The sequence below is a fragment of the Halomarina ordinaria genome (assembly GCF_030553305.1).
Classification (GTDB): Archaea; Halobacteriota; Halobacteria; order Halobacteriales; family Haloarculaceae; genus Halomarina; species Halomarina ordinaria.
In genome coordinates this window covers 2,706,783-2,723,670 of sequence record NZ_JARRAH010000001.1, presented here as the reverse complement: position 1 = coordinate 2,723,670, position 16,888 = coordinate 2,706,783, and the positions used below count along the sequence as shown (strand labels likewise).

Here is a 16,888-nt window from a genome sequence, read left to right as displayed (position 1 = left end):
CGGTTACGCCGTCTCGACGGAGCGTTCGACGCCGTCGAGGACGCTCAGGTCGGGGGAGTCGACGGCGAACGCGGAGACGACCCGGGCGACCTCCTCGCGCGAGACCTTCACCGACGACTCGGTGAAGACGTCCTCCAGGTTCCCCTCCAGTTCGCGCAGCGTCGCGATGGCGAGCAGGTAGGGGACGGCCCACGCCCCGAGGTGGTGGTCGGTCCCGTGGGCGTAGCGTTCGAGGTACTCGCGGGCGTCGGTACGGAACGACCGGGCGTGGTCGATGACGCGCTGGAGGGCGGCGGTGGCGCCCGTCCGGTGTTCGGGGGCGAGCAGTTCGTCGATGGGGACGCCGTGGGCCTGGAGCCACTCGCGGGGGATGTAGACGTTGTCCTCCTCGCGGTAGTCGGTGTGGACGTCCTTCGCGATGTTGACCAGCTGGAGGAGGTGGCCGAAGCTCTCGGCGCGGGCGCGGAGGTAGCGCTCGGTCTCGTCGTCGGTGTCGAGGGCGGCGAGGTTCGTGATGAGGTGGCCGACGGTCCCCGCGACGACGTAGCAGTAGCGGTCGAGTTCCTCGCGCGTGCCGATGCGGATGCCCCGCTCGGCGTCGCTCCCCTCGACGAACGTCGCCATCCCGCCGACGAGTTCGCGGATGGGCGGGCGCATCGCCGCCCGCACGTCGGCGTCGAAGGCGTCGTAGGCCGCGAACACCCGGTCTGCGTGCCGGACGACGGCCCAGTCGGCGGGCGCGTCCGGGTCCGCCGGGAGCCACTCCTCGACGGCGGCACGGAAGTCGTCGACCCCGGTCGCCGACGCGGGGTCGAGCGCGTCGTCGTAGGTCCGCAACAGACGGGCCTTCTCCGCCGGCGGGACGTGGCCCGCGTCCTCGACGGTGTCCGGGACGCGACAGAGGAGGTAGCCGACGCAGATGTAGTCCGACATCGGCGCGTCGAGGAGATCGATGGTGATGGCGAACGTGCGCGAGACGTCGTCCACCACTTCGTGACACCACGCGAGCGAAGAAGGCGGGCGTGACCTCGCGGTGGGGGAGTCGACCATTGTTGGTTCTGTTAGTGGCGAACGAGGGAAAAAACTGCTGGTAACCCCCGCCTCGCACCCGAGTTTCGGGAGGTGGGGCGACCGACAGACCCTCGTCCCCGGCCGCCGTTCACCCGTCCGTGACGAGTCCGGACGCGACGCTCGACCCCCGTTTCGACGTCCCGCTCCGCGGCGTGGCCGTCGACGGGGCGACGCGCTGTACGCACTACCGGAGCGACCGCGACGTCGTCGCCCTGCGCCACGCCTGCTGTGACACCTACTACCCCTGTCACGCCTGCCACGAGGAACTGGCGGACCACGAGACGACGCCCTGGCCGCGCGAGCGCTTCGACGACCCGGCAGTCCTCTGTGGGGTCTGTCGGACCACCCTCTCGGCCGAGACGTACCTCGCGTGCGACCACGCCTGTCCGGCGTGCGGCGCGGCGTTCAACCCCGGCTGTGCGCGCCACGCCGACCGCTACTTCGCCGTCGAGTGAGCGGGTTTTTGCCGAAGCGCGCCGCAGTCGACCCATGAGCGACACAGCCGACGACCTGGCCTGGGAGACGCTCGCGGGCGAGGTGGCCTACACCTGCCCCGGCTTCGACGTCCGCCACGAGGACGTCCGCCTCCCCGACGGCACCGAGACGGACTACGACTACCTGAGCGAGCCACCCGCCGTCGTGATACTCCCGTTCACATCCGACGGCGACCTCGTGGTCATCGAGGAGTGGCGCCAGGCCGTCAGGCGAATCAACCGCGGCCTCCCCGTCGGCGGCGTCGAACCGGACGACGAGGACTACCGCGCGGCGGCCCACCGCGAACTCCGCGAGGAGACGGGCTACGAGGCCGACCGGGTCGTCCCGCTCACGACCGTCGAACCGGCGAACGGCATCGCCGACTCCGAACTCCACTTCTTCGTCGCGTACGACTGCGAACCCGCCGGCGACCAGGACCTCGACGTCGACGAGACCATCCACCCCTCGACCACCGACTACGAGGCGTTCCGCGCCGCGATTCGCGACGGCGACGTGCGAGACGGACGGGCCGTCCTCGGCGTCCTCTACTACGACTCGTTCGGAATACCGGACGACGCCACCCCCACCTGAGCGCGCGTCCCACCCGGGCGCGGTCCCACGGGTACCGTCACCCCCACCTGCGTGTCCGTCGCCCCACCCGGGCGCACGCCATCTCCCAGTACTGCTCAGACGAGTCGGTCCGCGAGGCCGGCGGCCACGGGAATCCGCGGCGTCCGACCCCTGTAGGCGCTGACCACGAGGTAGACCCAGAGGACGAGCGCGCCCAGCCCGACGACGAGGCTGACGAGGCCGAGAGCGAGCGAGACGAGACTGCCGACGATGAACGTCGCCGGGTCGACGAACAGCACCGTGAACAGCACAGTCTGGACGACGGAGAAGACGATGCTGGCCGCGAACAGGAGGCCGAACGTGGTGATGCTCTGGGCCGCGTGGAAGCGCACGTAGTCGTCCTCGGGTTCGACGAGGTAGACGACGAGCCCCGTCAGCGGGCCGAGCACGTACGAGAGCGCCGCGAGGACGTGGGCGTCGAGCCCGGTGTCGGTCGTCGTGGTCGAAGTCGGTTCAGCGTCGAGCGTGTCCGTCGGTTCGGTCGTTGTCATAATCGGATACCACCGGGAAACAGACTGATTCGTCGGAGGTTATACTCACCGCGTAAGACCGTCTCGGTGGCTGAAACGCGACTCGCGGGGTGATTCGGTCGGCGAGCGTGACTACCATTAAGTACGATACCACGTATCGAGGGGTATGGACGAGACGGAGTGGCTCGTGAGCGTCGTCAGGCGGGCGCCGCTCCTCGCCGCCCTGCGGACGGAACCGCACGACCGGCGCGACCTGCAGGCGGCGCTCGACGTGTCGAAACCGACGGTCCACCGCGCGACCCGGTCGCTGGCCGACCACGGCCTCGTCGAGCGCGAGAACGGCCACTATCGACTTACCGCGGCGGGCCACGTGGTCGCGGAACGGGTCGACGACCTCGCCCGGGCGGGCCGGGCGGCGCGGCGACTGGACCCCCTCCTCGAGGTCGTCGACCCCGAGGCGCTCGGCCTGCGCGTCGAGCACTTCGCGGGCGCGACGGTGACCAGCGCGGCACCGGGGACGCCCTACCGGCCCGTCGAGCGGTTCATGTCGCTCGTCGAGGGGACGGACAGCCTCCGGGGGTTCGATACGGCGACGGTGGCCCCCATGCACGTCGAGGGCATCTACGAGCGCATCGTCGACGGGATGGAGACGGACATCGTCTACCTCCCCTCGGTGGTCGAGTCCATCCTGGAGTCGAACCCCGAGCGCGGCGCGGCCGCCGTCGAGAGCGGCAACCTCACCCTCAGCGTCCACGAGGCCGTCCCCTGCGGCCTCGCGCTGTTCGACGAGCGCGTCGGCGTCGGCGGCTACGACCCCGAGACGGGCACGCTCAGCGTCTTCGTCGACACCGACGACCCGGCCGCCTACGAGTGGGGCGAGGCGCTGTACGAGCGCTACCGCGAGGAATCGACGCCGCTCGTCGGCTGAGCGCGGAACGCAACCCTTAGTGACGCGCTCGGGGAAGGGCGCCCAATGCGCGACTGTTTCGAGCTTCGGGCCTTCGACGCCGGGGGACGCATCGGCGACCTCCGGGTCCCGCGGGCGGGCGTCACCGTCGAGACGCCCGCGCTCCTCCCCGTCATCAACCCGCACATCCGGACCATCGCCCCGGCGGCCCTGGAGGCGGAGTTCGGCGCGGAGATACTCATCACGAACGGCTACATCCTCCAGAAGAGCGAGGACCTCCGCGAGAGCGCGCTCTCGCGGGGACTGCACGACCTCTACGACTTCTCGGGCGCCATCATGACCGACTCCGGGTCGTTCCAGCTGGCGGAGTACGGCGACATCGACACCACCACCGAGGAGATTTTGCGGTTCCAGTACGACGTCGGGAGCGACATCGGCACGCCCGTCGACATCCCCACCCCGCCGGACGTCTCCCGCGAGCGCGCGGCGGCGGAACTCGCCACGACGAGGGAACGCCTCGAGGTCGCCGAGGGCGTCGACGTGGGCGAGATGCTCGTCAACGCGCCCGTCCAGGGGTCGACGTACACCGACCTCCGCGAGGACGCCGCCCGCCACGCCTACGGGACGAGCCTCGACGTCTTCCCCGTCGGCGCGGTGGTCCCCCTGCTCAACAGCTACCGCTACGACGACATGGTGGAGGTCGTCGCCGCCGCCAAGCGCGGCCTCGGCCAGGACGCCCCGGTCCACCTCTTCGGCGCCGGCCACCCGATGATGTTCGCGCTCGCCGTGGCGATGGGCTGTGACCTGTTCGACTCCGCCGCCTACGCCCTCTACGCCCGCGACGACCGCTACCTCACCGTGCGCGGCACCGAACACCTCGACGACCTGGCGTACTTCCCCTGCTCGTGCCCGGTCTGTACCGACCACGCGCCCGAGGAGGTGGCCCGCTGTGACGCCGACACCCGCGAGCGCCTGCTCGCCCGGCACAACCTCCACGTCACCTTCGAGGAACTGCGACGGGTGAAACAGGCCGTCCGCCGGGGGAACCTGCTCGAACTCGTCGACGCCCGCGCCCGCGGCCACCCCGCGATGCTCGACGGCTACCGCGCCCTGCTCGACCACTCGGCGGAACTCGAGCGGACCGACCCCGCGACGAAGGACTCCTTCTTCCACGTCTCCGCCGAGTCCGCCCGCCGCCCCGAGGTGCTCCGCCACCACGACCGGCTCTCGCGGCTGGCGGTCGAGGGGAGCGTCCTGCTGACGGAGGGCAACGACAGCGACCGCTACGACGCCACCTGGCGGCTGGTCCCGCCCTTCGGTCCCTTCCCGCGCCACCTCTCGGACAGCTACCCGTTCACCGCCGAGACTCCCGAGCACCCGGGTCGGGCGGCCTACGAGCGGGCCGCCGAGGGCGTGCGCGCGCTCGCGGCCGCGAACCCCGAGGCGTCGTTCACCGTCGCCCACTGGGAGTGGCCCGAGAGCGCGCTCGCGCGCCTCCCCGAGGACGTCCGCGTCGAGTCGCTCGCCGACCGCGAGTCCTGACGGGGACGGGCGACGGCGACCGATTCCACAAGACAAGATAGTTCAACGCCGACGCCGCACCTCCGCCAATGACCGACTACTTCGAGGTCCACGAGCGCGACGGACCCGCTCGGGTGGGCGAACTCCGCCTGACCGAGCCGCTGGTCACGCCCGCGCTCGCCGACGACGTCGTCGAGGACGCCGGCAGCCTCTGGCCGGAGGAGCACGCCGCCCCCGAGGGCGACGAGGGCGTCCTCACCGTCCTCCCGCATCGCGCCTTCCCCGCGGGCACCGCACCCGAGGTCCAGGAGGCGTTCGCCGTGGACTACGAGGACGTCGACTTCCCCAGCGCGGCCGTCGTCTCGCGGGCGACGGCCCGCGACGCCGGCGCCGACGCCTACGCCCTCTCGGAGGGGGCCGGCCTGCGCGGGAACGCCCGGGCGTTCGTCGAGACCGTAATCGACGTGCGCGAGGCCATCCCCCCGGACACGGCGCTGTTCCTCTCGGGGGTCGCCACGCCCGCGAACGTCGCCACGCTCTGTTACGCCGGGGTCGACCTCGTGGACGCGAACCGCGCGTACGTCCGCGGGCTGGAGGGGTTCTACCAGACGGCCGACGGCGAGTCCTTTCTCGAAGACCTGACGGAACTCCCCTGTGCCTGTCCGGCCTGTCAGGGGTCGCGGGAGGCGTTCACCCACGAGGACTGCGCCGAGCACAACGTCAACGCGCTCCGGGCGCAGCTCGCGACGGTCAGGGAGCGCATCCGGGCGGGGCGACTACGCGACTACGTCGAGGGGCAGGCCCGCCACGGCGCGTGGCTCACCGCCACCTTCCGCCGTCTCGACCAGCAGTACGGCTACGTCGAGGAGCGCACGCCCGTCCTCCGCCGCGATGAACTGCTGGCGGCGAGCGACGACTCGCTGCGCCGCGTCGAGATTCAGCGCTTCGCCGAGCGCGTGACCTCGCGCTACCACAACCGCTTCGAGAAGCCGCTCGTCCTCGTCCCCTGTTCCGCGCGCAAACCCTACAGCGAGTCCCAGAGCCACGGGCAGTTCCACGACGCCATCGGCTACCGCGCGCACAAGGTGTCGATGACCTCCCCCATCGGCGTCGTCCCGCAGGAACTCGAACTCACCTACCCCGCCCAGCACTACGACTCGGTCGTGACGGGGCAGTGGACGGAGACCGAACGGGAGTTCGTCGTCGAGGTGCTCGCGCGCTACCTCGCCAACACCGAGTACCCCGACTACGTGGCGCACGTCCCGCCCGGCGGTTACACCGACATCGTCGAGCGCGCGGCGGCGCGCGCGGGCGTCGAGTTTCGGTACACCGTCACGGACCACCCGACGACCGACGAGTCGCTCGCGGCCCTCCGGACGGCGCTCGACGGTGAGTCGGCGTACCTGAAGCGCACCCGCGAGCACAACACCGTCCGCGCCATCGCGGACTACCAGTTCGGCGGCGAGGGGACCGAGCCGGCGGGCGACGCGCTGTTCGACGACATCCAGACTGGTGGGCGGTTCCCCTCGCTGCGGGTCCACCACGAGGGCGAGCAGTGGGCGACGCTCGTCCCGCAGTACGGCACCCTCGCGCTCACGCTCGCGGGCGGCGAGCGCTGGGCAGAGAGCGACGTCCCGACCAGGCGCGTCGACATCGACGCGTTCGTCCCGCAGGGGAGCGTCCTCGCGCCCGGCATCCTCGACGCGAGCGACGCCATCCGCGTCGGCGACGAGGTGGTCTTCGAGGGGCCGAGGGCGTTCGGCGTCGGCCGGGCGGCCATGTCGGGCGACGAGATGGCCCGCTCGACGCGCGGCATCGCCGTCGACGTGCGTCACGTCGAGGAGCGCTGACGGCGCGACCGGACAGCCTTTTTACCGACCGAGCGGCACGTCTACGCATGGACGACGTCTCACTCGGCGTGCCACAGCCGATACTCGACGCGCTGCCGGACGACGACGGGAACGCCGCGAACGACATGCACCGGGCGGTCGAGGGGCTCGAAACCCGCATCAACCGCGCCATCGACGACGCCGGCGACGACGCGGAGGCCGCCGGCTTCGTGATGGACGTCGTCGAACACCTGGAGGAGCGCGCCGAGCGCTACGACGAGTTCATCCCCGAACTCCGGGCGTGGGGGCAGTCGCCCATCTACGCCATCGCGTGGCGCAACCTCCAGGCCGACCTCATCGCCCAGTTGTACGACCACGAGGGCCTCGCCGACCGCCTCGACCACGAGCGCAACTACCGCATCGTCGAGGACGGCATCCGACTCAGCGACGTCTTCAAGGACTAGACCGGGCGCACCCCTTTTCCGCACGACCGGCGTAGTCGGGGACGATGACCACCGTGCGCGACCGCGTCCTGCGCGTCGACCTCACCGGCGGGACCGTCGAACGCGAGCGCGTCCCCGAGGAGTGGCGACGCGACTACCTCGGCGGGAAGGGCCTCGGCGCGCGGTACCTCTACGACGAACTCGCGCCGGGCGTCGACCCCCTCTCGCCGGCGAACCACCTCGCGTTCCTCGTCGGCCCGCTCTCGGGGGCCCTCCCCGGCGAGTCGCGCTACGCCGCCGTCACGAAGTCGCCGCTCACCGGCGGCTTCCTCGACTCCTACGGCGGCGGCGCGTTCCCCGACGCGCTCGCCGGCGCGCTCCCCGACTGCCTCGGCGTGCTGGTGACCGGCCGCGCCGAGGAGTGGACGACGCTCGTCCTCGAGGACGGCGCGGGACGGCTCGTTTCCGCGGCCGACCTGACCGGCGCGGACGCGCACGCGACCGACGAAGCCCTCTCCGGCGCCGTCGCCTGCGTCGGCCCCGCGGGCGAGGCGGAAGTCTCGTACGCCACCATCGCCACCGACGGCGGCGACCACCACGCCGGGCGGGGCGGCGCGGGCGCCGTCATGGGGTCGAAGCGGCTGAAGGCCGTCGTGGCGCGGGGGGACCCCCCGGAGCCGTCGCCGGCGCTCGCTACCCTCCGGGAACGCTACGAGCGCGCCTACCGGGAGGGCGACACCGGTCGCTGGCAGGCCGCGAGCGAGACCGTCGAGAGCCTCGACTTCGCCGACGCCGTCGGCGCGCTCGCGACCCGCGGCTGGCAGGCGGGGCGCTTCGAGGGGGCGGAGGGCGTCGGCGTCGAGGCGCTCAGGGAACGGAGCGTCGGCCGCGAGCACCCCGACCGGGCGGTGCCGGGGGGCTTTCGCGTGGCGACCGACGAGGGCGAGAGCGTCCCCCGGGGGGCCACCCCGATGAGCCTCGGGGCGGGCCTCGGCATCGACGACGCCGACGCCGTCGCCGACCTCGGCGCGACGTGCGACCGCCTCGGCGTCGACGTCATCAGCGCGGGGAGCGCCGTCGCGTGGGCGATACGCGCCGCCGAGAACGGGACGCTCGACCGGGACCTCGCCTTCGGCGACCCGGCCGCCGCCCGCGCGCTCGTCGAGGAGATAGCGACCCGCGCGACGCCGCTCGGCGACGCGCTGGCCGACGGGGTCGAGGCCGCCGCGGAACGCTTCGGCGGCGAGGCGCTCGTCCCGACGGTGAAGTCGATGGAGATGCCGGGGTACGACCCGCGCGTCGCGCCCGCGATGGCGCTGGCCTACGCCACGAGCGACCGGGGGGCCTGCCACCGGCGCGCTCGACCCGTCGAGCGCGAGGTGTTCGAGGAGACCTGGTCGACCGCCGAACGCGTCGAGGCCGTCGTCGGCGCGCAGAACGCCCGGTCGGCCGTCTGGAGCCTCGTCGCCGACGACTTCGCGGCCGAGGCGCTCTCGGACCTCGGCGCGGCGCTCCTCGCCGAGGTGGGCCTCGACCACTCGCCCGACGACCTCGCGCGCCTCGGCGAGCGCGTCTGGACGCTGACGCGCCTGTTCAACGTCCGCGAGGGGTTCGACCGCACCGACGACGCCCTCCCGGCGCCGCTCGCGACGCCCCGGGAGGACGGCGTGGCGCTCGACCCGGCCGCGTTCGAGGACCTGCTCACCGCCTACTACGCCGCGCGCGGGTGGGACGACGCGGGCCGCCCCACGGCCGAGACCATCGAGCGGGTCGGTCTCGGGAGCGTGGTCGACGGTGCGACCCCCCTGGGGGAGACGCGCGCCACGACCGAGCGCTGACGCCGCGTCGTCGACCGACCGACCAGCGAGCGCGTCGGGACTGCGCGCGCGCCGCGCTATCGGGTGTGGCTTTATGCCGCCAGAGGCAGTGTTAGAGGCATGGAACTCGAGTTGCGGTTCTTCGCGAACTTCCGCACCGCGGTGGGGTCGAAGACCATCGCGAGGGAGTACGACGACGACGCGACGGTGGGGGATGTCCTCGCCGCGCTCGAAGCGGAGTTCGACGGGCTCGAAGGCCTCATCCTCGACGACGTCGGCGACATTCGCCCACAGCTGAACGTGCTCAAGAACGGGCGCGAGGTGCTCCACCTGGACGGGACCGCGACCGAACTGGAGGAGGGCGACACGATGTCCGTGTTCCCCCCGGTCGCGGGTGGATAGATGCGCCGAGAGGAGTCCTATCGCGGCATCTCGAAGCGACTCGCGGTCCACTACCTGGAGAACCTCGGCGGCGAGCGCGTCGACGAGGACCGCGTCGAGGGCGACGGCTGGCGCGCCGACCTCACCACCGAGGCGGTGGACGTCGCCGGGTCCATCAGCCTGACCGAGGTGACGGTCGCCTTCGAGGGCGAGGAGGCGGCGCTCGACGGTCTCGTCGACGCCTTCACCCAGAAGGCGATGCGCGCCGGGGGGTGAGCGTGAACCCCATCGACGGCAACGCGCTGTTGCTCGCCGCGGCGAAGGCGAGCGTCGGCCCACAACTGCTCCCCGACCTCGTCGAACACGTCCAGGCCGACCTCGGCCCGCGCCTCGAGGACTACCGCCGGCGCTACGAACTCGTCGCCGAGGACGACGAGGCGTGCGTCTTCTTCGTCGAGGCGGGCCACTGGGACGACCTCCGCGACCGACTGGACCTCGACCGCCGGGAGGGGGACGCGGTCGAACGCGCCCACACCGAACACCTCCGCCGCGTCGGCAGCGTCAACGACCGGCGCGACGAGTTCGAGACGGCCCTCGACATCCGCGAGGTGGTCGTCGTCGGAAAGGAAGGGTGAGGACCCGTGGACCCGTGGACCCGTGGACCCGTGGACCCGTGGACCCGCCCCGGCGGCCTCACGCGGTGGGCACGACGACGAGGCTCGTGAAGAGACCGAGGACGTCGCGGCGGACCCCCTCGACCCTGAGTCCCGCCTCGCGGACGACGTCGACCGGTTCCTGGTTCCAGCGACAGCCCATCCGCTCGAAGTGCCGCGACGCGAAGCGGTCCTGCAGGCGGGCGAGGGCCGGGACGCTGCTGCGCCCGTGTTCGAACAGGAGGATGCGCCCGTCGGGCGCGCAGACGCGGTCCATCTCCCGGAGGACGGCGACCGGGTCCGGGAACGTGCACGTCGAGAGCGCCGAGACGACGGTGTCGAAGGCGTCGTCCTCGAAGGGGAGGGCCTCGGCGTCGGCCACGCGGAGGTCCGCGTCCCGGTCGAGGTCTCGCGCCGTCCGCGCGGCCCCCCGCAGCATCGCCTCGCTGAGGTCGACGCCGACGAGGTCGGTCCTCTCGGGGAGGTGCGCGAAGTTCGGCCCGGTGCCGCAGGCCACGTCGAGGACGCGCCCCTCCGCGCGCGAGAACAGGCGCTCGCGGTAGCGCCCCACGAGGCGCTCTTCGAGCCAGCCGAAGCGCTCGAAGCGCGCGGCGTTCTCCTCGTAGATGTCGCGGACCTCCGCGCGGGACTTCGCCGGACGGTCGCCCGCCTCGTGAGCGGTCATGACGACGGCTTCACGGCCCGCGGGCAAGAACCCACCGCGACTCCGTTCCGTACTTGAGCGTCGCGACGACTAGAGGGAGTCGATGACGGAGGAGTCCATCCGCGACGGAATCCTGCGGTGCTACCACGACGCGTTCCGCGAGGCCGCCTGGGAGGTCCACTTCGACGTCCACCGCGTCGTCCCCGACCTCGCCGCGTCCCTCGACGCCAGTCCGACGGCCGTCCAGCGCGAGCACAACCGACTCGTCCGCAAGGGATTGCTCGACTCGCCGCCGAACAGCAGGACGACCCACGCGCTCTCGCCCGCGGGCCTCGAGGCGGTCGAGGAGCGCGACGGCGGGACCGTCCTCGCCACCGACGCCGTCGAGACCCTGCGCGAGACGCTCGCCGCCTTCGAGCGCGACCACCCCGGCGAGTACGCCGACCCGGACGAGGCATTCGAAAGCGTCGGGGAGGGAGCGGTCGCCCGACGCGCCTACTGGTACCTCTGGAAGCGCGGCGAGGTGGACGCGACGGGGCGGAAGGACCCCGAGGGCGTGCGTCTCGCGTGGCCGCGCGCGGAGTCCGAGTCGTAGTCAACTCTCGTTCGTGCAGGCCATCCCGCCGACGGTGGACTCGGCCTCGAGTTCCGTCGCTGACCGGACGAACGCCACCGTCGCGTGTTCGTTGCAGTCCTCGAGATGCTCCTCCTCGACGGTGAACCCGTCGCCGTTGGCGCCCTCACCGTCGTCGCCGACCGCGGGCTGCCTCGCCAGACATCCGGCCAGCGCCGCGCTCGCGCCGGCCAGCACGCCGAGGAGGCGTCGTCGGTGCATACGCGCCATATGTGTCATATATATATATATATATATATAAATTCAGCAGGACTGACTGACTGGACAGTGCGTTACCGGGGCACACCACTGCGGCCAGCATCCGCGCCGCGAAGCGGCGCGGTTCACCGGTTGCGAGCGCGGAGCGCTCGCAACCGGCCTTTTTTGGTCCAGATTTTTTGGCCGAGCGGTGCGCGAAGCGCACCCGAGGTCAAAAAAGGTGGGGGTCTCTAGTCGTCCGCGGGCGCGGCGCCGCTATCGCCGAGCGTGACGCCCGTGCCGGGGCCCATGTCGATGCCGAGTTCCTCGAGTTTCTCCTCGCTGACCACGCCGTCGACCCAGCCGCGGTGCTCGTAGTACTCTTCTTTCATCTCGTCGAGTTCGCAGTACTCGCCCTCGCTCGCGCCCTGGCCGGGGATGCCGTCCTCCAGGAAGCGCGCGGGGAGGGAGTCGTCGTCGCCGTCGAAGCCGACGAGGTTGTTGTAGTACCGTTCGAGGTTGTAGACGCGCTCGCCGGCCTGCATCAGGTCCTCCTCGGTCACGTCGAGGCCGGTCATGCCGCTGTACTGCATGACGTACTCCTCGATGCCCTCGGCGAACGCGTTGAACTTGCAGATGTCGAACGAGTCGCTGATGGCGTGCATGTCCTGGAAGGTCGCACAGAGTTCGCCCTTCCCCTGCCACTCGTAGGGGTCGACCTTCTGGGGGATGCCGAGGATTTCGGCCGCGGGCGTGTAGCCGCGCAGGTGGCAGGCGCCGCGGTTCGAGGTGGCGTAGCCGATGCCCATGCCCTTCAGGCAGCGGGGGTCGTACGCCGGGATGGTCTGGCCCTTCACGTCGAGGGAGTTCTCGCGGGCGCCGAACTCCTCGCTGAGGTGGTTCGCGCCGCCGGCGAGGTGGTCCGCCAGCGCGCCGTCGCGGTGGCCGACGTCGTCGAGCAGGTCGATCATCGACTCGACGTCGCCCCAGTCGAGGCCCTCGCCGAGGTCGTCGAACTTGCCCTCCTCGGACATCTCCATCGCCATGGCGAGCATGTTGCCCGCCTCGATGGTGTCCATTCCGAGGTCGTTACACTGGTCGATCATCACGGCGATGGCGTCGCGGTCGGTGTGCCCCGAGTTCGGGCCGAGCGCGTAGGCCGACTCGTACTCGTAGGACTCCATCCGGACGTTCATGTCCTCGCCCTTGTGCGAGTACTCCACCTCGACTTCCTTCTTGCAGGCGACCGGGCAGGAGTGACAGGTCGGCTCGTCGACGAGGATGTTCTCGCGGACGTTCTCGCCGGAGACGCGCTCGGCGTCGACGTCGACGCCCTCGGCGTCGCGGTACGCCTCGGTGGAGGTGTACTTCCCGTTCTTCGTCGGGAGGCCGTCCATCTCCTCGCCGACGTTCATCAGGACGTTCGTCCCGTAGAGCGACAGGCCGCCCTCGTTCGGTGCGGTGACCTCGGACTCCTGGATGACCTGCATGGCCTGCTGGTGGCCCTCCCGGAAGGTCTCGGGGTTCGCGGGCTTGGGCATCTTCGTCGTCGATTTGATGACCACGGCCTTCAGGTTCTTCGAGCCCATGACGCAGCCGGTGCCGCCGCGCCCGGAGGCGCGGTCGTCCTCGTTCACGATGCAGGCGTAGCGGACCTGGTTCTCCCCGGCCGGGCCGATGGCCATGATGGAGAGGTTCTTGCCGTAGGAGCCCTCGACCTCCTCCTCTACGGTGTCGCGGACCTCGTGGACGCCCTTGCCCCAGAGGTGGGAGGCGTCGCGGAGTTCGACCTCGCCGTCCTCGACGACGGCGTAGACGGGGTCCTCCGCCTTCCCCTCGAAGAGCAGGCCGTCGAAGCCCGCCCACTTGAGCCGGGCGCCGGACCAGCCACCGTGGTGGGAGTCGGTGACGGTCCCGGTGAGGGGCGATTTCGTGCAGACGGCGATGCGCCCGCTCATCACCACCTGCGTTCCCGTGAGTGGACCGTTCATGAACGCTATGAGGTTGTCCGAGCCGAGCGGGTCCACGTCCGGTCCCTGGTCGAAGACGTACTTCACGCCGAGGCCGCGCGCCCCGATGTACTTCTTCGCGTCCTCGTCGTCGATACTCTCGTAGCCCACGTCCCCCGAGGAGAGGTCCACGCGAGCTACGTGGTCTTGGAAACCGCCGAGTTCAGTCATGATTAACGTACGCCGTTACATTGGCGGGCGATGGTGTTAGATGTTGCCAGGGTGATGTAAACGGATACGGTTTCGGGCACCGCTCGCCCCCGGTGTGACGCGGGGGTCGCCCGGGGAGGCGAGACGGGACGGCTCCCGTCGGCGACGGAACGGTCACGCGGCGACGCAGTTCGTCGCCGGGAGGTGACGCTGGCTCGGCGGCGCGCAGCGTGTGTCGGGTGCGATTCGCTCGCACGGCGGCGGGTCCGCGGGCGTCGGCGCCACGCTCGCGACGGGACGGACTGACGGACGAACCGGGAGGGGAGTGGTGAGGAGTCGGTATATAACGGCACGAGAGGTTTGATTCGTGGTGCGTTGGCCGCGATAGTAATTGACTTCGTTTGCTCGTCCCGGTCATCACGCGACGGACGGTCGGCCTCACACGTCGTCGTGCGTGAGGAGGTCGCGCTCGACGCCCGGCGCGGGCGGGTCGTAGGTGACGACTTCGAGGAGCGTGCCGTCCGGGTCGAGGAAGTAGAACCCCTCGAACTCCCCCCAGTCGTAGGGGCCCTGTTTGGGGAACTGGCCGTCGAGGTCCGCGACCAGCGACTCGTAGGTCTCGCGGTCGGTGGCGAACGCGACGTGCGCCTTGTCGAGTGGGTGGTCGAGGCCCGTCTCGTCCCAGTTCTCGGCGCGCCCCGTCTCCGCGAGCGTCACGACGGTCTCGCCGGCACGGAACATCGCGTGCTCGCCCTGGAAGTCCTCGGGCGGGCGGAGCAGGTCGAGGTCGAGGACGTCCCGGTAGAACGGGAAGCACGCCCCCAGGTCGTCGACGTCGACGTTGATGTGATCGACGGCGTCCATACGTGGACCCCCACGCGTCGCGGTAAAGAGGTTTCCCCGGTACCACGGGACGCGCCAAGGTTTAACACTCGGCGCCCACGTACGCGAGTCGATGCTGCACGCGACCGGCCCGCTGCTGACGGTGGACGTGAGTCGCCGCGAGACGACCGAGACGGCCTGCGACGACGTGCTCACCGACTACGTCGGCGGCCGGGGCGTCGGGACGAAACTCGCCCACGACCGTGTCCCCTTCGACGCCGACCCGTTCGGCCCGGAGAACCGGCTGGTCTTCGCCGCCGGCCCCCTCCAGGCCTCGAGGACGAGTTTCACCGGACGACTCTCGTGTACGGGCCTCTCGCCGCTGACCGGCGGCCTGCTCTCCTCGAACGCCGGGGGGTTCCTCTCGCGGCACTTCCTCGCGACGGGCCATCCGGCCGTCGAACTCGTCGGGGCGAGCGACGACCCCCTCGTCGTCCACGTCCGGGACGACGGCGTCGCGTTCGAGGCGGTCCCGGACCTCGCGGACGCCGTCGTCTCGGAGGTGTCGGCGTACGTCGAGGAGCACCACGGCCTCGGCGCCGACCAGGTCGCGTGCGTCGGGCCGGCGGGCGAGAACCGGGTGCGCTTCGCGGCCATCGTGACGACCGACCACCGGACGTTCGGGCGCGGCGGCCTCGGCGCGGTCATGGGGTCGAAGAACGTGAAGGCGCTGACGTTCGACGGGAGCGTCGAGCGCTCGCTCGACCTCCCGGACGAGGCGGCGGCCGTCCACCGCGAGGCCGCCGGCTCCGACAGCGTGATGAAACGACAGGGGACGGCGGGGCTGACGACGTACGCGAACGAGGTGGGCGCGCTCCCGACGCGCTACTTCTCCGAGCGCTCGTTCGAGGGGGCGGCGGCCATCGGCGGCGACGCCATCGAGACGAAGAAGTACAAGAAGGGGACGTGTTCGTCCTGCGCGTTCGCCTGCAAGTTGCCGACGCGCGACGAGGAGACCGGACTGGAGACCGAGGGGCCGGAGTACGAGACGGTGATGGCGTTCGGGGCGAACGCGGGGGTCGACGACCTCCACGCCGTGATGCAGTCGAACGACCTCTGTGACGAGTTCGGCCTGGACACCATCTCGTGCGGCGACGTCGTCGCCGCCTACCTCGCCAGCGAGGACGCCTTCGGCGACGTCGACCTGGTCCACGACCTCGTCGAGCGTATCGCCTACCGCGAGGGGGTCGGCGACCTGCTCGCGGAGGGTATCGACCGCGCCCACGGGGACCTCGGCGTCGAGAACTGGACGAGCAAGGGGATGGAGTTCTCGGCGCACGACGGGCGCGCCCTCCACGGCCAGGCGCTCGCGTTCGCCACCTCGAACCGCGGCGCGGACCACCTCTACGGGAGCATGTACGCCTACGAGTACCCCCTCGTCGAACCCGAGTACGCCCTCGACCGCGAGGGGTTCGACGGGAAGCCGGCGCGACTCGTCGAGAAGGAGGCGCGAAACGCGTTCCTCGATTCGGGTATCGTCTGTCGGTTCTCCCGCGACGTGGTGACCGACGAGCGCCTCGAAGCGCTGTTCGACGCCGACTACGAGGACCTCCTCGCGGTGGGCGAACGCGTCGTCACGCTCGAACGCCACTTCAACAACCGGCGCGGGTTCGACCGGAGCGACGACGCCCTCCCCTACGACCTGCCGGGGTTCGAGGCGGCGCTCTCCGCCTACTACGAGGCACGCGGGTGGAACGAGGACGGAACGGTGCCCGCGGACCTGATCCCGGAGTAGTCCTCGAACGCGGTTCAGTCGTCGGAGTCGGCGCGCGCGCCAGCGCGACGTTTCGTCGCCCACTCCGGTTCCTCGCGCGGCGGACTGAGGACGCCGATGCCGACGGCCGGTTCCGCCCCCCGGTTCCGCGCGCCGTGGAGTTCGTCGCTCCGGAAGGCGTAGGAGTCGCCCGGCGCGAGCGTGTGCTCGCCGTCCTCCAGGACGGCGGTCAGCGTCCCGCTGATGACGAACCCGATCTGCTCGTTGTGGTGGCGGTGCGTCGGGAGCGTCGCGCCCGGCTCGATGCGCCAGAACTTCATCGAGGCGCGCTCGCCCGTCGCCAGGTCCGCCAGGTACACCCCCTCCGCGACCTCCACGGGTTCGCGGTCGACCGCTGCGACGTGGTACATGTCAGTGGGTACCACGAACCGACGCGGGTTCATAAATATTCTTGCATTATTT

General features: G+C 71.0%; 19 protein-coding genes. 12 read left to right on the top strand and 7 right to left on the bottom strand.

Annotated features, from left to right (window positions below; translation table 11 throughout):
• Positions 1–3 precede the first annotated feature (3 nt).
• Positions 4–987, bottom strand: coding sequence for a phytoene/squalene synthase family protein (locus P1Y20_RS14610; protein ID WP_304449388.1), 984 nt, complete (start codon positions 985–987; stop codon positions 4–6).
• Between the two features lie 182 nt (positions 988–1,169).
• On the opposite strand from P1Y20_RS14610, the gene P1Y20_RS14605 reads away from it, so the two are divergent.
• A complete protein-coding gene (locus tag P1Y20_RS14605) occupies positions 1,170–1,526 on the top strand; it encodes a CHY zinc finger protein (RefSeq protein ID WP_304449387.1) in 357 nt (118 codons plus the stop codon).
• 34 nt (positions 1,527–1,560) lie between these two features.
• Entirely contained in the window at positions 1,561–2,136 is a 576-nt protein-coding gene (locus P1Y20_RS14600; protein WP_304449386.1) for an NUDIX hydrolase, read from the top strand.
• 95 nt (positions 2,137–2,231) lie between these two features.
• Here the strand turns inward: P1Y20_RS14600 and P1Y20_RS14595 are convergent, their stop codons facing one another.
• A complete protein-coding gene (locus P1Y20_RS14595; protein WP_304449385.1) occupies positions 2,232–2,666 on the bottom strand; it encodes a DUF4870 domain-containing protein in 435 nt (144 codons plus the stop codon).
• A gap of 145 nt (positions 2,667–2,811) precedes the next feature.
• Here P1Y20_RS14595 and P1Y20_RS14590 point away from each other — a divergent pair, with 145 nt between their 5' ends.
• From P1Y20_RS14590 to P1Y20_RS14555, 8 genes are all read left to right on the top strand, one after another.
• Positions 2,812–3,573 (top strand): helix-turn-helix transcriptional regulator, encoded by a 762-nt coding sequence (locus P1Y20_RS14590; RefSeq protein WP_304449384.1) that lies wholly within the window; start codon positions 2,812–2,814, stop codon positions 3,571–3,573.
• Between the two features lie 45 nt (positions 3,574–3,618).
• Positions 3,619–5,094: a tRNA guanosine(15) transglycosylase TgtA gene (tgtA, locus tag P1Y20_RS14585; protein WP_304449383.1), complete on the top strand. Its 1,476-nt coding sequence runs from the start codon at positions 3,619–3,621 to the stop codon at positions 5,092–5,094.
• A gap of 68 nt (positions 5,095–5,162) precedes the next feature.
• The gene (arcS, locus tag P1Y20_RS14580) at positions 5,163–6,923 is read left to right on the top strand and encodes an archaeosine synthase subunit alpha (RefSeq protein ID WP_304449382.1); all 1,761 of its coding nucleotides are present in this window, start codon (positions 5,163–5,165) and stop codon (positions 6,921–6,923) included.
• Positions 6,924–6,970: 47 nt separating this feature from the next.
• Entirely contained in the window at positions 6,971–7,366 is a 396-nt protein-coding gene (locus P1Y20_RS14575; RefSeq protein WP_304449381.1) for a DUF7971 family protein, read from the top strand.
• Between the two features lie 44 nt (positions 7,367–7,410).
• On the top strand, positions 7,411–9,183 hold the full coding sequence (locus P1Y20_RS14570; RefSeq protein ID WP_304449380.1) for an aldehyde ferredoxin oxidoreductase family protein: 1,773 nt from the start codon (positions 7,411–7,413) through the stop codon (positions 9,181–9,183).
• Positions 9,184–9,282: 99 nt separating this feature from the next.
• The gene (locus P1Y20_RS14565; protein WP_304449379.1) at positions 9,283–9,564 is read left to right on the top strand and encodes a ubiquitin-like small modifier protein 1; all 282 of its coding nucleotides are present in this window, start codon (positions 9,283–9,285) and stop codon (positions 9,562–9,564) included.
• Positions 9,565–9,819 (top strand): MoaD-like domain-containing protein, encoded by a 255-nt coding sequence (locus tag P1Y20_RS14560; RefSeq protein ID WP_304449378.1) that lies wholly within the window; start codon positions 9,565–9,567, stop codon positions 9,817–9,819.
• A 2-nt stretch (positions 9,820–9,821) separates the two neighbouring features.
• Positions 9,822–10,178: a DUF8048 family protein gene (locus tag P1Y20_RS14555; RefSeq protein ID WP_304449377.1), complete on the top strand. Its 357-nt coding sequence runs from the start codon at positions 9,822–9,824 to the stop codon at positions 10,176–10,178.
• A 58-nt stretch (positions 10,179–10,236) separates the two neighbouring features.
• On the opposite strand, the gene P1Y20_RS14550 is transcribed toward P1Y20_RS14555, so the two are convergent.
• Positions 10,237–10,881, bottom strand: a complete 645-nt coding sequence (locus tag P1Y20_RS14550; RefSeq protein ID WP_304449376.1) for a class I SAM-dependent methyltransferase — start codon at positions 10,879–10,881, stop codon at positions 10,237–10,239.
• Positions 10,882–10,963: 82 nt separating this feature from the next.
• Here P1Y20_RS14550 and P1Y20_RS14545 point away from each other — a divergent pair, with 82 nt between their 5' ends.
• Positions 10,964–11,455, top strand: a complete 492-nt coding sequence (locus P1Y20_RS14545) for a hypothetical protein (RefSeq protein ID WP_304449375.1) — start codon at positions 10,964–10,966, stop codon at positions 11,453–11,455.
• Here the strand turns inward: P1Y20_RS14545 and P1Y20_RS14540 are convergent, their stop codons facing one another.
• The 3 genes from P1Y20_RS14540 to P1Y20_RS14530 all read right to left on the bottom strand — a co-directional run bounded on the left by P1Y20_RS14540 (position 11,456) and on the right by P1Y20_RS14530 (position 14,694).
• Positions 11,456–11,695, bottom strand: a complete 240-nt coding sequence (locus P1Y20_RS14540; RefSeq protein WP_304449374.1) for a hypothetical protein — start codon at positions 11,693–11,695, stop codon at positions 11,456–11,458.
• A 227-nt stretch (positions 11,696–11,922) separates the two neighbouring features.
• Positions 11,923–13,851: an aldehyde ferredoxin oxidoreductase family protein gene (locus P1Y20_RS14535; protein ID WP_304449373.1), complete on the bottom strand. Its 1,929-nt coding sequence runs from the start codon at positions 13,849–13,851 to the stop codon at positions 11,923–11,925.
• A 417-nt stretch (positions 13,852–14,268) separates the two neighbouring features.
• Positions 14,269–14,694, bottom strand: a complete 426-nt coding sequence (locus P1Y20_RS14530) for a VOC family protein (protein ID WP_304449372.1) — start codon at positions 14,692–14,694, stop codon at positions 14,269–14,271.
• Between the two features lie 91 nt (positions 14,695–14,785).
• Between P1Y20_RS14530 and P1Y20_RS14525 the strand changes: the two genes are divergently transcribed.
• The gene (locus P1Y20_RS14525) at positions 14,786–16,447 is read left to right on the top strand and encodes an aldehyde ferredoxin oxidoreductase family protein (protein ID WP_304449371.1); all 1,662 of its coding nucleotides are present in this window, start codon (positions 14,786–14,788) and stop codon (positions 16,445–16,447) included.
• 14 nt (positions 16,448–16,461) lie between these two features.
• On the opposite strand, the gene P1Y20_RS14520 is transcribed toward P1Y20_RS14525, so the two are convergent.
• Entirely contained in the window at positions 16,462–16,836 is a 375-nt protein-coding gene (locus P1Y20_RS14520; protein ID WP_304449370.1) for a cupin domain-containing protein, read from the bottom strand.
• Positions 16,837–16,888 lie beyond the last annotated feature (52 nt).